The sequence below is a fragment of the Sporosarcina sp. P29 genome, from assembly GCF_002743265.1.
Classification (GTDB): domain Bacteria; phylum Bacillota; class Bacilli; order Bacillales_A; family Planococcaceae; genus Sporosarcina.
In genome coordinates this window covers 288655-303329 of record NZ_PDYX01000003.1, presented here as the reverse complement: position 1 = coordinate 303329, position 14675 = coordinate 288655, and the positions used below count along the sequence as shown (strand labels likewise).

15 protein-coding genes are annotated in these 14675 nt (G+C 39.8%); 3 read left to right on the top strand and 12 right to left on the bottom strand.

Translation table 11 applies throughout. From position 1 onward, the window contains the following. Positions 1-633 (bottom strand): AEC family transporter (locus CSV68_RS05085; protein ID WP_199175008.1); only part of this gene is annotated, 633 nt, incomplete at its 3' end. Between the two features lie 74 nt (positions 634-707). On the opposite strand from CSV68_RS05085, the gene CSV68_RS05080 reads away from it, so the two are divergent. Then, positions 708-1940 carry a CynX/NimT family MFS transporter gene (locus CSV68_RS05080; RefSeq protein ID WP_099661577.1) on the top strand — a complete coding sequence of 411 codons (1233 nt, stop codon included), beginning with the start codon at positions 708-710 and terminating at the stop codon, positions 1938-1940. A 537-nt stretch (positions 1941-2477) separates the two neighbouring features. Here CSV68_RS05080 and CSV68_RS05075 read toward each other — a convergent pair. Together CSV68_RS05075 and CSV68_RS05070 are read right to left on the bottom strand one after the other, a co-directional pair. Continuing rightward, positions 2478-3323, bottom strand: coding sequence for a VOC family protein (locus CSV68_RS05075; RefSeq protein ID WP_099661576.1), 846 nt, complete (start codon positions 3321-3323; stop codon positions 2478-2480). A gap of 37 nt (positions 3324-3360) precedes the next feature. Beyond that, the gene (locus CSV68_RS05070) at positions 3361-3783 is read right to left on the bottom strand and encodes a DoxX family protein (RefSeq protein WP_099661575.1); all 423 of its coding nucleotides are present in this window, start codon (positions 3781-3783) and stop codon (positions 3361-3363) included. 524 nt (positions 3784-4307) lie between these two features. On the opposite strand from CSV68_RS05070, the gene CSV68_RS05065 reads away from it, so the two are divergent. After that, positions 4308-4838 carry a helix-turn-helix domain-containing protein gene (locus CSV68_RS05065; RefSeq protein WP_099633273.1) on the top strand — a complete coding sequence of 177 codons (531 nt, stop codon included), beginning with the start codon at positions 4308-4310 and terminating at the stop codon, positions 4836-4838. A gap of 147 nt (positions 4839-4985) precedes the next feature. Here the strand turns inward: CSV68_RS05065 and CSV68_RS05060 are convergent, their stop codons facing one another. The 3 genes from CSV68_RS05060 to CSV68_RS05050 form a co-directional block, all read right to left on the bottom strand. Next, on the bottom strand, positions 4986-5744 hold the full coding sequence (locus tag CSV68_RS05060; RefSeq protein WP_099633272.1) for an exodeoxyribonuclease III: 759 nt from the start codon (positions 5742-5744) through the stop codon (positions 4986-4988). 20 nt (positions 5745-5764) lie between these two features. Continuing rightward, on the bottom strand, positions 5765-6676 hold the full coding sequence (locus CSV68_RS05055) for a pseudouridine-5'-phosphate glycosidase (protein ID WP_099633271.1): 912 nt from the start codon (positions 6674-6676) through the stop codon (positions 5765-5767). A gap of 64 nt (positions 6677-6740) precedes the next feature. After that, positions 6741-7865, bottom strand: a complete 1125-nt coding sequence (locus CSV68_RS05050) for an NAD(P)/FAD-dependent oxidoreductase (protein ID WP_099661574.1) — start codon at positions 7863-7865, stop codon at positions 6741-6743. A gap of 130 nt (positions 7866-7995) precedes the next feature. Here CSV68_RS05050 and CSV68_RS05045 point away from each other — a divergent pair, with 130 nt between their 5' ends. Next, complete coding sequence (locus CSV68_RS05045) at positions 7996-9096, top strand: branched-chain amino acid aminotransferase (RefSeq protein WP_369823474.1); 1101 nt, start codon at positions 7996-7998, stop codon at positions 9094-9096. 50 nt (positions 9097-9146) lie between these two features. Here the strand turns inward: CSV68_RS05045 and CSV68_RS05040 are convergent, their stop codons facing one another. From CSV68_RS05040 to CSV68_RS05015, 6 genes are all read right to left on the bottom strand, one after another. Next, complete coding sequence (locus CSV68_RS05040) at positions 9147-9944, bottom strand: ABC transporter ATP-binding protein (protein WP_099633269.1); 798 nt, start codon at positions 9942-9944, stop codon at positions 9147-9149. Continuing rightward, positions 9919-10962, bottom strand: a complete 1044-nt coding sequence (locus CSV68_RS05035; protein WP_099661573.1) for an ABC transporter permease — start codon at positions 10960-10962, stop codon at positions 9919-9921. Before CSV68_RS05035 ends, CSV68_RS05040 begins: the two co-directional genes overlap by 26 nt. A gap of 23 nt (positions 10963-10985) precedes the next feature. Beyond that, complete coding sequence (locus CSV68_RS05030) at positions 10986-11996, bottom strand: ABC transporter substrate-binding protein (protein WP_099661572.1); 1011 nt, start codon at positions 11994-11996, stop codon at positions 10986-10988. A 243-nt stretch (positions 11997-12239) separates the two neighbouring features. Continuing rightward, a complete protein-coding gene (locus tag CSV68_RS05025; protein WP_099633266.1) occupies positions 12240-12989 on the bottom strand; it encodes an amino acid ABC transporter ATP-binding protein in 750 nt (249 codons plus the stop codon). A 12-nt stretch (positions 12990-13001) separates the two neighbouring features. Then, complete coding sequence (locus CSV68_RS05020) at positions 13002-13661, bottom strand: amino acid ABC transporter permease (RefSeq protein WP_099633265.1); 660 nt, start codon at positions 13659-13661, stop codon at positions 13002-13004. Positions 13662-13770: 109 nt separating this feature from the next. Continuing rightward, positions 13771-14574, bottom strand: coding sequence for an amino acid ABC transporter substrate-binding protein (locus tag CSV68_RS05015; protein ID WP_099633264.1), 804 nt, complete (start codon positions 14572-14574; stop codon positions 13771-13773). Between the last annotated feature and the right edge of the window lie 101 nt (positions 14575-14675).

Below are 14675 nucleotides of genomic sequence, written 5' to 3'. Positions count from 1 at the left end.
TAACTGTGCGCCAAGTGTGATGAGTGCGATGGCGATAAAAGCATCCGATAAATGACCGATCGGTAGCTCGATAAACTGCGGCAACTGGATATCGGCCAAGTTAAGCAAAGCACCTAGCCACAAAGCATGGATAATCGGCATCCGAAGAAACTGTTTTGCAATGTCTTTTCCCGATTGCGTGGAAGATACGAGATTATACAAGCCATATGAATACGTCAGTAAGTTCTGATAGACGATCAAAACAATCTGAATCGACACACCAAGCGGATTCGCATGAAAGACTAGCTGACTGACAGGTAATCCATAGTTTCCTGAGTTGATGAGAACAATACTATTCTTCATTACGGCGGTTTGCTGGCGATTCAGACGCAAAATTTTACTGAATAAATGACCAGTAATTATTAAAGTGGTCGTGAATAATACAACAAACATTAATACGTCAAGTAAGATTTCTACATCAATAACGGTATGATATAAGTTCATGAATACGGCGGCAGGTATCAAACAATATGTCAGAATATTGCCTAATGCCTTAACATTAAAAGTAAACTTTATTTGTAAAACAACACCAATTCCTAATAAAATAAGCATCGGTGTGATAACATTTACAAAGACTATGAGTAAGTACTCCATAAAGGAATCTCCTTTCTGCTGCTTCAGCTACATACTTCTCAGAACAATCTTCAAGGAATACAGGAGGCTTCACAATGAAAAAAGAACGACCAAGTAAACATTTACATTTCCCTAAGAGTCAGTGGGTGTTATTAGCAGGTATTTTATTTTTAGCCGCTACTATCCGTTCCCCACTAACATCTGTAGGGCCTATTATCAGTAACATTCGTGATCAACTGCAAATCTCTAACTCATTAGCAGGATTTCTAACAACCATCCCACTACTGGCATTTGCTATTGTATCACCTTTTACACCACGGATTGCAAAACGATTCGGCATGTCGCGAACGCTTTTCTATGCAATGATTATTTTATTGCTAGGGATCATCATGCGTTCTATCGGTACTAGCACATTGCTACTAATTGGTACATTTTTAATCGGAGTAGGAATCGCATTTGCAAACGTCCTATTGCCGAGTCTTCTTAAACTGAGCTTCCCTTTACATATCGGATTGATGACGGGTCTGTACTCAGTGTCTATGAGTATATCTGCAACACTTGCATCTGGTATCGCTTCTCCCATCGCCAATGAAACAGTATATGGCTGGCAAGGCGCGCTAGGAATTTGGGGAGTCTTTACGTTGTTAGCCATTATCGTATGGATACCGCAGATTCGCAAAAAGAAAGAAGTCATCAAAACAGTTCAGAAAAACACGAAGTCGAAACCAGCTCTTCCTATTTGGCGTTCACCACTAGCTTGGAGCATCACGATATTCATGGGACTACAGTCGTTCCTATTTTATACGACAGCATCATGGATTCCCGTTGTGTTGCAAACGAATGGTATGACCGCTGATGCTGCTGGATGGATGTTAGCGCTTGTCCAGCTCGCACAATTGCCTATGATGTTTATCATACCAGTGGTCGCTGATAAGGTACGTGATCAACGTATTCTTGTCGTAGCTGTTTTCGCTTGTTATTTAATTGGCTACGGCGGTGTACAGTTTGGAAGCGAAAGCCTAACTGCACTTTGGATGATTTTCATTGGTCTCGGAGGCGGTTCGGCATTTGGACTCGCTATGATGTTCTTCACTTTACGTACCAACACACCAGACCAAGCGGCTTCGATTTCCGGAATGGCGCAGTCGATCGGCTACTTACTAGCATCCGTCGGTCCTGTGTTGTTCGGTATCCTTCACGACTTTACCGGTTCATGGACGGCACCACTTTATACCTTCATAGTTGTAGCAACTATACTATTTATCAGTGGTATGTACGCAGGTAAGAAACGTTATATTTCGCTTGAACCAAAACAGAATGCATCATAAAAAAGTGAGAATACGTTTGGGGTTACGCTCTTTAGTTCACTATGATAAAAACACATTTCAATAATTAAACGAAGAACCCCAATTCATACGAATTGGGGTTCTTCGTTTAACCAGTGTATAAACCTAGAGTATAAAAAGCCGGCAGTTTTAAATAGCTTGTTAGCAATCCAAATAACAGGCAGTCGTTTGCTGTTTTTGCACTGCCAATGTATAAATAAAACTCATTAATCAATTATGTTAACTCATAAATAGAAGAACCAATCATAATGTGCACTCTACAAGCTAGAGTGATATCTAACTTTTCGTGTATTTTATTATGGCTAAACCTACAGATTAACAAGGTACATATTGGAGCAGATTCGTACTTTATCATGTTGAGTGCACGTGATACTTATGAAGCAATTCGTTAGCATGGAAAAGTGCTTATATCGATCAGGAATGGTGACTATGTCATTAGAACAGAACCACGAAATATGTACATGAAATTAGTGGAACTTCAGCTATTACACCGTTTTAGAAAGAATAACTGAAACGAGTTTACACGGTTAATTGAATTTTATTTCCTGATGGATCTTCTATGACAAACAATCCATCTTCAACTATATACGATGCGCCTAGATGCTGTAATTGTTCAATAACCTTTGCTATTGCTTCTTCATTTGGAAAAGTAAGAGTATACCAATTTATACCAACGCTATTTTCTCGTGGCTTCGAAGCACCTACTCCTTGCCATGTATTCAAGGCGATATGATGATGATAGTCACCGGTTGAAATGAAAACAGCTTGAGGATAATGACTCACAACTGTAAAACCAAGTCCCTTCGTGTAAAACTCCTCTGCTTTCTGAAGATCGGCCACATGCAAATGAACATGCCCCATAACCGTGTCAGCAGGCAACCCATCCCAATCCATATCACTTACCGCTAATAGACTTTCTACATCTAATGGGTCAGAAACCATCTTGACTTCCCCATTAGACCAGGTCCATTCGATAGCTAGCCGATCTATATACACTTCAATGCCATTTCCGTCTGGATCTGTAATGTATAGAGCTTCACTTACAAGATGATCTGATGCTCCGAATCGAAGGCCTGTCTCAGATAAATGGCGTAAAAAGACAGATAAGTCAGCCCGTGTTGGTAACAAAAGTGCAAAGTGAAATAAACCGGTTTTCCCTTTTTCCTTTGGTAGTACATCAACCGGTTGCTCAATTGTTAATAATCCTATTTTACCATCCGCTGTTAAAATGGCTTTTCGATCTGTTTGCTCCAATATTTGAAATCCTATAACCTTTTGGTAAAATTCAAGCGATGAATTAAGATTTGTTACATTTATATTAACCTGTCCAACAAATATATTAGGCCTTTGATGAAAGTTTTTCATTTTTGCAATCAGCCTCTCTTCTATCTAGTATTGTTTCTTACTGTTCGTGATATGAGTTTTTCTTTTTTCTATAAAATATAGCTTGATCAACTGCCCAAATCTTACTTCCATTTATGGTTAAAAATATAGCGATTACTAAAAGTACAAGATCTAGTTCGTAGCCAACCTTTTCCCCCGTGCCTAAGAATCCAGCGGTGAGTTTAACCTTTAGAATTGCACCAACCATGATTATAGCTAGCAATGCAGAAACAACTCTCGTCCCTACGCCTAAAATGAGTGCCATTCCACCTATTAGTTCCACAGCCCCTACAAAGTATGCTAAAAACCCTGGAATTCCTATACTATCAAACCATCCTGCGGTATTTCCTATTCCATCTTGAAATTTAACGAACCCATGTACAAAAAAACTAATCCCTAACATTATTCTTAATAAAAATATGCTTATCTCTAATTTCTTCATCTTCATTTCCTCCTAAATTTTATTACTTCATTCATTCCAAAGTCATTGTGTTCCGGGCTTCGAAGATCATAAAAAGCCGTTGTGTCATCATCCCAAATTTTATGTACCAAAAGATTATTATTTCTATATAGGTGAACACTGTTTGTAAAAATAATTAACCTTCGCTTTCAATTGATTTCCAGTAGAAATTACAGTTTACGGAACGTAAGAAACCAAAACATAGCTAGACTCCCAATGGAATGCTCAAATATTTTAACAGCTCGTTCAATCCGCATAGCTAAATATCTGACTAATAAACTTCTCCTCCTTTCTCAAATATTACTATATCCCTAGTATTATTTTACTTTTTAAAACTATATATATTTTCATGAAAAACATCAATAGCTTTATTATTAGTATACAATCCAATAATAAGTATCACTAGGTGAATAATAATTATCTATAGGATAACATCATGCGAAAGTTCACGTCAATATATGTGTGTTATCATATAGTCAAACAACAATATTCTTGGAGGGATCAGAGTGGAAATCGGCTCGAAAATACGAGATATACGGAAGAGAAAGAAAATAACAATTGCCCAGATGAGCGAACAAATTGGACTCTCAAAAGGGTTCATAAGCAACATCGAAAACGATAATGCATCCCCCTCCCTAAATACGTTGCAAGAAATCGCCAGCTTCCTTGACGTTCCTCTACCCTATTTGCTGCTAGAAAAAAAGGAGCATATGAAAGTCATTAGGAAAGCCGATCGGGTATATACAACGTTTAACGGCATAAAAATTGAACATATTTCTACTCAAAGCGGCCTTCGCATGATGCACGTTGAATTACCCCCCGGTACATCGACTGGTCAAGCGATTGCCCACGAAGGTGAAGAGAGCCATGTCGTACTTAAAGGCACGGTCCTTGCTGAACAAGGCGAAGATTCTGTCATTGCAAAAGAAGGCGATTCATTCAGTTGGAATGCTAGTGTACCTCACTTTGTAAAAAACATCGGAGAAGAAGTGGCCGTCTTACTTATCGCTGTCTACTCCGAGGATAAAATCATATGACACTTCTTTTCATTTAATTTTTTCCAAGCAACTAGAACTGATTTAATCAAAAAATCGCAACACAAGTTTGACTTGTGTTGCGATTTTTATTTTACAGCTTTAGTATCCTCCAACTAAACAGGTCAATTTCAGATGCATTGGCTCTAATTAGTATATTTCTAACTCTGCAGAAATTGGGCAATGATCACTGCCCATGATTTCTGAATGAATGGCTGTTGTTTTTAGAGCTGACTGGAGACGCTCTGAAATGATAATGTAATCGATACGCCAGCCGATATTTCGTGCACGTACGTCGCGCATATAAGACCACCACGTATAACTTCCTTCGAGATCCGGATTCATAAAGCGAAATGTATCAATGAATCCCGTATCTAATAGCCGTGTCATTTTTCCACGTTCTTCATTCGTGAACCCTGAATTACCAATGTTTGATTTAACGTTGCGAATATCAATTTCTTCATGCGCTACGTTTAAATCTCCGCAATAGATGACTGGCTTGATGGCATCAAGCGACTGTAAATGCTCGAGTAATTCATCTTCCCATGCCAATCGAAATGATAATCGTGCCAAGTCCCGTTGTGAATTAGGTGTATAACAATTGACGAGAAAGAACTCTTCAAATTCTAGCGTCAGCACTCGTCCTTCTGCTTCGTGATCTAGATCATTCAATCCATAGCGTACAGATAGAGGCGTTTTTTTCGTAAACACCGCTGTACCGGAATATCCTTTTTTCTCTGCATAGTTCCAATAGGATTCATAGCCATCGAAAGAGAGATCGATTTGTCCTTCTTGGCATTTGATTTCCTGAACACAGAAAATATCTGCCTGTACTTGTTCAAAAAAGTCATTATAACCTTTTTTCACACATGCTCTAATACCGTTCACGTTCCAAGATACAACTTTCAATAATACACAACCTATCTTTATTAATTACCGTTAAAACTTACTGCTAATTTTGCTGCAAGTTCAGCGTTTGACTTCACCAATGCGATATTGGCTTCCAGACTTTTGCCGCCTGTCATTTCCTGAACTTTTTTTAACATATGTGGTGTAAGATTCTTTCCACTAATGCCCAGTTGTTCAGCTTCTTTAAGCGCATCTGAAACCAATCCATCCATATACTCTTGATCCATCGCATATTCTTCTGGAATAGGATTGGCGATAATCGCACTTCCCTCCAAACCTAGATTCCATTTAACACGTAACATCTCTGCTATCATGTCGATTTCATCTACTCGATAATCTACATGATGTGCACTGCTTCTTGTATAAAACGCAGGGAATATGTCTGTTTGATAGCCCATTACTGGCACACCTTTTGTTTCCAAATACTCAAGTGTTTTACCGAGATCTAAAATAGATTTCGCTCCCGAACAAACAACTGCTACACTTGTGCGTGCGAACTCTTCAAGATCAGCTGAAATATCCATCGTGTGTTCCACACCCCTATGGACACCACCAATGGCTCCGGTAGTGAATACACGGATTCTCGCCAAGTCTGCAAAGAACATCGAGGCAGCAACCGTCGTTGCACCCGGTTTTTTAGTAGCGATTAAATAACTGATGTCGCGTCTAGATGCTTTGATAACACCCTTGCTGTCTCCGAACCGTTCTAATTCCTCATCAGATAGCCCGATTTTTATTTTACCGTCCATAATGGCAATGGTTGCCGGAACCGCTCCATGATCTCGCACAATTTGCTGAACTTCACGTGCGGCTTTTACATTTTCAGGATACGGCATGCCGTATGTAATAATTGTAGATTCCAATGCGACCAGTGGCTTGCCGTATTTCATTGCTTCTTTCACTTCTTCAGAATACGAAACATATCTTCTCATAAAGAATCTTCCCCTTTACCGTTCAATCCCTATATATTCATACTAATCATTATACACACTTTATTCAATGCTCTTTGTCGATTATTTGGTCAATAGAGTAGCTTTCCAAATCCCATCCTGTCTCATGATCTAATACTAGCTCGGATAAAAGCTTGCCAAGAAGAGGTCCTACTGTTAAACCTGATGAACCAAGACCATTGGCAATCCACACCTCCGGATGATCAGGCAATTGACCAATGACTGGCATGAAGTTTGGTGTATGTGGACGGATGCCCACACGAACTTCAGCCAATTCCGCCTGACGCAGCTCAGGGGCAATAGGTAACGCATTCGATAATATTTCCAATATACCACCAGCTGTCGGTTGAATATCGAAATCATCTGTATCCTCGTGCGTCGCGCCCGCTACGATTCTGCCGTCTTGGAAAGGTACAAGATACTGAGTGCTCGGTGGCATAATGACCGGCCATTCACCTGACGCCTCATGATTTGATTGTAAATGGAGGATTTGTGCTTTTTGTCCTGCTACTTGTAGCTTCTTACCTAGCGGCTCTGTAAATTCACTAGCCCAGGCACCTGCCGCTACGATAATTTGATCTCCTTCAATGATTTGCCCATCAACGATAACACCACAAACTTTCCCTTCTTTTATGTACGGTATTGCGGAGCCTTTTATACTTTTCACACCACGTGTAACTGCCACACGTACTAATGCTCCAAGTAGCTGATCCCCCTCTACTTTGGCAGCGCCAGAAATACGGACCGCTGCATATTCGTCAGATAACACCGGGAAATAGCTAGCTGCTTGCTCTGTATCCAGTAATTTCACTTCTCCGATTTCAGGAGCGTGTTCTTTTCTTTTATTCAATAACTCGACTTTTTTCTCTAAACGACTTACATCGGTGTGAAGTGCCAATGCTCCCACTTTCTTGTATCCTGTTTCTAGCTCGCCCTGTTCTTCCAAAGAACGAATGAATTCAGGATAATAGGCAGCTCCGGCCGACGCCAATGCATACCAATCCTTATTACGGCGCTGAGATGCCCATGGACAAATAATGCCTGCTGCAGCTTTCGTGGCCTGTCCTGGCTCCTGTCTATCGATTATAACGACTTCTGCATGTTGCATAGACAAATGATAAGCAGCAGAAGCTCCAACGATTCCAGCACCCACAATTACTATTTTCTTCATGAAAACCTGCTCCTTTTTATAATAATTCTTAATATCGACAAACTTTACACTTTATTTTTTCTGAAAAAGCAGTATAATTACACTATTCGAACTTAAAGTTTCGGAATATTCTATATCTTAAGGGGTTTTGATGATTATGACGAGATTACCTATGCAAATTCAACTTGCACAAAATAAAAAAGAAAAGCCAGATCCTAGCACTTTAGTTTTCGGGAAATCATTTACAGACCACATGCTCATTATAGACTATGAGGAAGGCAAAGGTTGGCATAATCATCGCATTACTCCTTACGCTCCTTTAACGCTCGATCCAGCCGCAATCGTTTTACATTACGGACAAACGGTTTTTGAAGGAATGAAGGCGTATCGTTCTAAAGAAGGAACCATTCGTTTGTTCCGTCCAGATCAAAATATGAAGCGTCTGAATTATTCTCTTGACCGTCTATGTATGCCACGGATCGATGAAGAAAACGCATTATACGCACTTAATCAGTTGTTGCAAATTGAGCAGGATTGGATTCCTACACTAGAAGGAACCTCATTATATATCCGCCCATTTGTCATTGCAACAGAAGCTTTCCTTGGTGTAGCACCAGCGAAAAGTTATCAATTTTACATGATTCTGTCCCCTGTTGGCTCGTACTATAAAGAAGGAATTCATCCAGTGAAAATTCTTGTGGAAAATGAATTCGTCCGTGCTGCAAAAGGTGGAACCGGTAGCGCTAAAACGGCTGGTAACTATGCTTCCGCTTTAAAGGCACAGGAGACAGCGGACAAACAAGGCTACTCCCAAGTTTTATGGCTCGATAGCGTCGAGCGTAAATATGTGGAAGAAGTAGGAAGTATGAATATTTTCTTCAAGATCAACGGTGAAGTCGTAACACCCGCAATCAACGGCAGCATCCTTGAAGGAATAACAAGAAAATCGATATTGCAATTGCTGAGACACTGGAATATGCCTGTAGCAGAGCGCCAAATCTCGATGGATGAAATCCGACTCGCCTATGAAAGTGGAGAACTGGAAGAAGTATTTGGCACAGGTACAGCTGCTGTTATCTCCCCTGTTGGTGAACTGAATTGGGACGGTTATAAAATGATCATCGGTAACGGTCAAACGGGTGAACTATCGTCTCGTCTCTATAACACGCTAACAAATATTCAAACAGGTAAAGAACAAGATCCATTTGATTGGGTATATGAAATCAAGAAACATATAGCAAAGCTTGCTTAAAACGCTTAAAAAGTCCCTGTTTTCCACAATTGGAAAACAGGGACTTTTGTTTATACAGAAAGTAAAGCTGCATCGCTCGTAAGTTGCTCTCCACGAATGCGTTGAAATTCTTCCATCAATTTCGCAATCGTCAAGTGCTGTTTCTGCTCTTCTTCCACTTCTAAGATAATTTGACCTTTATCCATCATAATCAAACGATTTCCAAGATCGAGTGCCTGTTGCATATTATGCGTTACCATCAACGTCGTCAGTTGATCTTTCTCAACTAAACGTTTCGTTAAATCGGTAATCAGCTCTGCACGGGACGGGTCAAGCGCTGCTGTATGCTCGTCCAGCAACAATATAGAAGGCTGCGTAAAAGTTGCCATCAACAATGACAATGCTTGACGCTCACCACCAGATAATAATCCAACATTCGCTGTCATCCGATTTTCGAGATTCAAGTGCAATGTTTCAAGCGATGTACGGAATAAATCTTTTCGTTTCTTATCCACTCCGCGATGCAATGAACGACGCCGATTACGGGAATAAGCCATTGCCAAATTCTCTTCAATTGTCATAGTAGGCGCTGTACCTGACATTGGATCTTGAAAAACGCGCCCGATCATTTTAGATCGTTTGAACTCTGCCAAACGCGTGACATCTTTATTATCAATATAAATAGCACCAAAATCCGGTGTCAATGCGCCTGATATCATATTCATCATGGTGGATTTCCCTGCACCGTTACTTCCGATCACAGTAACGAAATCACCTGGTTGTAAATGCAAGTTGATCTGGTCAAGCGCTACTTTTTCATCCGGAGTCGATTCATTAAATATTTTATTGACTTGATCCAGCTTCAACAACGCTATGACCTCCTTGTGATGACTTAATCGCCATTCGTTCAGCTTGTCTTTTCGCTTTACGTGATTTTTCCCGTCTCTTTTCAAGAACCTGTGGAATAATCAATGCCGCGATTACGATGACTGCAGTGATCAATTTCATATCGCCTGAATCGAGAATTTTCACACGTAGTGATAGACCGAGTACGATACGATAGATGACTGCTCCGATAACTACCGCCAACGTAGTGCGGAAAATAGTTTTCGTTCCAAAAATTGCTTCGCCGATAATAACAGAAGCTAATCCGATAATAATCATACCAATTCCCATGCCGTTATCTGCAAACTTCCCATATTGTGCAATCAGAGAACCTGAGAAAGCTACTAATGCGTTAGAAATTCCTAGTCCTAGAATAACGAGTGTGTCTGTGCTCGCAGAGAAGCTACGAATCATTTTTTTATTATCGCCAGTTGCACGAATAGCCAAACCAACTTCGGTTTGCAAGAACCAGTCCGCAATGAATTTAATGATCACGACAACTAAAATCATCAATACTAATGTTCCCCAAGTCGATGGTAAATGTTCCAAGCCGAGACCTGCTAAGAAGCCATTGATTGCTTCATCAATTCCTAGACTACTCCAGAAACCTTGGAACTTACTGAAAATCGTTTCTGAATTTAAAAGCGGAATATTCGGGCGGCCTACTGAACTTTCGGTAGTCAGTCCCATTATCCGAAGATTTATCGAGTAAAGAGCTATCATCATGAGGATTCCGGATAGAAGTGGATTGATTTTTCCTTTGGTATGTAATAAACCTGTTATACATCCAGCAAAAAAGCCGACCAAGATCGCGGTAAGTGTTGCAACAAGTGGATGATAATCAAATACAATCATCGTAGCCGCTACTGCAGCACCTGTTACAAAACTTCCATCCACTGTTAAATCTGGAAAATCAAGCACCCGAAATGTTAAATACACTCCGAGTGCCATGATCGCATAGATGATACCCTGCTCAACTGAGCCAAATACAGCTGAAAACATGCAAGATCATCTCCTAATTGTATTTATTCTGCTACTTCTGCATTCCAATCGGCTTGAATCTTCAAGCCGATTGCGTTTGCAGTCTCTTCATTCATCACTAACTTTAAGTTCTGTGGTAATTGAACAGGTAATGATTCAGGCGTTTCTTCACCCTTTAGAATCTTTACTGCCATTTCACCCGCCTCATAGCCGATGTCGTAATACTCAAAGCCGTATGCTCCAAGTCCACCACGTTTCACAGAATCAAATTCACCAACCATCATCGGAATCTTATTGTCGTTCGCAACAGAGATGACCGATTCTAGTGCTGATACTACTGTGTTATCTGTGATGATATAGAATGAATCTACTGAACCGATTAATGATTCAGCTGCTTGTTTTACGTCTGCTGAAGTCGCAACAGATGCTTCTACAACTTCCATATCCATATCTGCAAGAATTTCTTTTACATGATCCACTTGTAAGCGAGAGTTTTGTTCTCCTGAGTTAAAGATCATGCCTACTTTTTTTGCAGCTAAGTTTTCTTTTAAGAATTTCATTGTATTTGGAATAGCATCCGGATGGTTATCAGTAGTTCCTGTAACGTTTCCACCTGGTTCTTCGTTAGATGCAACAAGTTCCGCTGCTACTGCATCCGTAACGGATGTAAAGATGATTGGAATATCTTGTGTCGCACTAGCTGCTGCCTGTGCACTTGGTGTAGAGTTAGCAAATATTAAATCTACGCCTGCGCCTGCTAAGTTGTTGGCAATTGTTGAGTTGGAACTATTATCATTTTGCGCATTTTGCTTGTCATATTCGACATTCAATTCTGCATCTTCAATCGCCTTTTGGAACCCTTCAAACGCCGCATCTAAAGACGGGTGTTCAACAATTTGTGTAACACCAATTATGTATTTTTCTTCAGTGCTTGCATTGTCATCATTTTTATCATCTGCTACTGAATCAGATGACTCCTTTTTCCCACCACACGCAGCTAGAATTAGCACGATACTGAATAGTGCAGCTACATAAGTCACCCAACGTTTCTTCATGTAAATCCCCCTCAACTATTATCTATTACCGGTTCGAAGTATTCAGAAAAGGTAATAATTATACGTAATCGTACCCTTAACAAAGTTATTCGTCAATGCATTATTCAATATTTTTCGTGAATTCTAACAAGTTTACTAACATTTTGCTGTAATCTTTCATATATTGCAATAATTTCACTAGGAATTGAGTAATCCACAAAAAAAGTAGTGATGCGAGTATTATATTCGCATCACTACTTTTGGTTATTTACTTAACTCGTAATTCAGGAATCTCTTTGTACGCATTTCTTTCGGTGATTTGATCACTTCTTCTGGAGTACCCGATTCAATGATCATTCCGTCGTCCATAAAGATTACATGATTCGCGACACTGCTTGCAAATTCCATTTCATGCGTCACCACAATCATCGTCATATGCTCTTCCGCAAGGTTTTTCATAACTTGCAATACTTCTTTCGTCAATTGCGGATCTAAAGCAGAAGTCGGTTCATCGAATAATAAAATATCCGGATCCATCATCAATGCTCTCGCAATCGCTACACGTTGTTTCTGGCCACCCGAGAGTCGTGAAGGTAATTCATCAGCTTTTGAAGCCAATCCGACTTTCTCAAGTAACTCGATACTTCTATGCCCATAATCGTTAGCTTTTTCTTTCTTCACAAGTTTCGGCGCCAATTCCAAGTTCTGTTTTACAGTTAAATGAGGAAACAGGTTAAATTGTTGAAATACCATTCCCATTTTAGAATTAATTATTTTACTATCTGTAGGGTTTGTGTAAATGCCATCTTTAACTAGGTAATCCCCATCCACTCTAATACTTCCGCCACCGACTTGCTCCAGTTGAATTAAACTTCTCAACATCGTACTTTTTCCAGAACCCGAAGGTCCGATAATTGCCATTACATCATTTTTTTGAACATCAAACGATATATCCTTCAATACTTCCAATGGACCGAATGATTTCTGTAAGTTACGTACTTCAATGAAAGACATAGTTTTCTCTCCTCATTCGTATTGCAGCTTTCTCTCTAAATACTTAAACACTACAGTCAAACCGAATGCTATCAGCAAGTAAATCCCCGCTGCAATGAAGAACGGAATGATTGTGAAGTCTCTGTTTACGACTGTTTGCGCATAGTGTAGCAACTCAGGAACAGCTACCGCATATAAAAGCGCCGTATCTTTTACTAAAGATACCGATTCATTCGCAATTGGCGGTAGCGTAACACGAAACATTTGCGGCAAGATGACTCGCACCGTTGTTTGCCATTTCGATAATCCAAGTACTTGGGAAGCCTCATATTGTCCTTTATCGATGGAAATTAATCCACCACGGAATATTTCAGCAAAGTACGCTGAATAGTTTAAAATGAACGCTATTGTAGCCGCAACAAAACGGTCAAAAACTAAATACTCACCAATTACCGGCAGAAGTGGTAAACCAAATACAAAGAACAATAGCTGTAATAACAAAGGGGTCCCACGCATGACGTATATAAAAGTCTGCGCCAAATAAGAAATTGGTTTAATACTACTTCTTACGGCAAGTGTCAACAAGAATCCGAGTGGAATAGATAAGACGATCGCTATTACAAATAATAGGACAGTCGCTTTAGCACCTTCCAACATGGGGATCAGCATGGACATAAAATATTCATAACTCATTAGTAAATTCCTCCAAAAAACCATTCAAGGTTTTATGTACTTCTCTTACAATACAAATACCAACGGAAGTCATAATTATAACTTCCGTTGACATTACTTATTCTACTACTCAGCGTAGAACTTTGTCTTCTCCGAACCATTCTGTAGAAATTTCAGCTGAAGTACCATCTTCGTTCATTGTATCCAATGCCTTTTGAAGATTTTCAAGCATTTTTTCATTGCCTTGTTTCACTCCAACGCCATACTCTTCCACTGCCAATGATCCATCAACTTTTGCAAAGACACCTTCTTCAGTAGTCATATAGTAATCAATGACGACTTCATCTAGAACAACTGCATCTAGCCGACCTGTTTTTAGATCTGTTAACGCTAGAACATTATCCGCAAATTCTGTAATATTTTTTATTTTTTCGTGAATCGGGTGGCTTTCTAGTGCTGGTCCAGCAGATGATAATGCTTGCACACCTACCGTTTTTCCATCTAAATCTTCAATTGCTTTGACATCAGAGTCTACTAACGTCACGATAACTTGATTATTATCCAAATAAGGCTTCGTGAATAGTACTTTTTCTTGACGCTCTTTCGTGATCGTATAGCCGTTCCAAATTAAATCGATTCGTCCACTACTAAGTTCCGTCTCTTTCGTCTTCCAATCGATCGGTTGGAATTTTGCTGTAGCGCCCATATGCTCAGCCGCTGCTGTCGCCATATCAATATCAAAGCCGACTAAATTATTTTTATCGTCACGGAATCCCATAGGTGCGAATTTGTCATCTACACCGATGATAATTTCTTTCGTGTCTCCTTTACCGGTTTCCGTTGAAGGCTTTTCACCGCTTGAAGACTTGTCCGAACATCCTGCTAGCACTAGGAATAATGCTGCGAATAATAAAGCAATAGTGGTCTTTTTCATTGGTTTTCCTCTTTTCTTTACTCTTTAGTACGTTAATGAGTTAGTATACTATAAAAATAACATTAGATACACAAAATGAAAAGTAGCAAAGTGAAAAAACT

Coding starts and splice junctions, on each gene's coding strand:
- CSV68_RS05080 (WP_099661577.1), top strand. CDS start 708: ATGAAAAAAGAACGACCAAGTAAACATTTACATTTCCCTAAGAGTCAG.
- CSV68_RS05075 (WP_099661576.1), bottom strand. CDS start 3,323: ATGAAAAACTTTCATCAAAGGCCTAATATATTTGTTGGACAGGTTAAT.
- CSV68_RS05070 (WP_099661575.1), bottom strand. CDS start 3,783: ATGAAGAAATTAGAGATAAGCATATTTTTATTAAGAATAATGTTAGGG.
- CSV68_RS05055 (WP_099633271.1), bottom strand. CDS start 6,676: ATGAGAAGATATGTTTCGTATTCTGAAGAAGTGAAAGAAGCAATGAAA.
- CSV68_RS05050 (WP_099661574.1), bottom strand. CDS start 7,865: ATGAAGAAAATAGTAATTGTGGGTGCTGGAATCGTTGGAGCTTCTGCT.
- CSV68_RS05045 (WP_369823474.1), top strand. CDS start 7,996: ATGATTATGACGAGATTACCTATGCAAATTCAACTTGCACAAAATAAA.
- CSV68_RS05035 (WP_099661573.1), bottom strand. CDS start 10,962: ATGTTTTCAGCTGTATTTGGCTCAGTTGAGCAGGGTATCATCTATGCG.
- CSV68_RS05030 (WP_099661572.1), bottom strand. CDS start 11,996: ATGAAGAAACGTTGGGTGACTTATGTAGCTGCACTATTCAGTATCGTG.
- CSV68_RS05025 (WP_099633266.1), bottom strand. CDS start 12,989: ATGTCTTTCATTGAAGTACGTAACTTACAGAAATCATTCGGTCCATTG.
- CSV68_RS05020 (WP_099633265.1), bottom strand. CDS start 13,661: ATGAGTTATGAATATTTTATGTCCATGCTGATCCCCATGTTGGAAGGT.
- CSV68_RS05015 (WP_099633264.1), bottom strand. CDS start 14,574: ATGAAAAAGACCACTATTGCTTTATTATTCGCAGCATTATTCCTAGTG.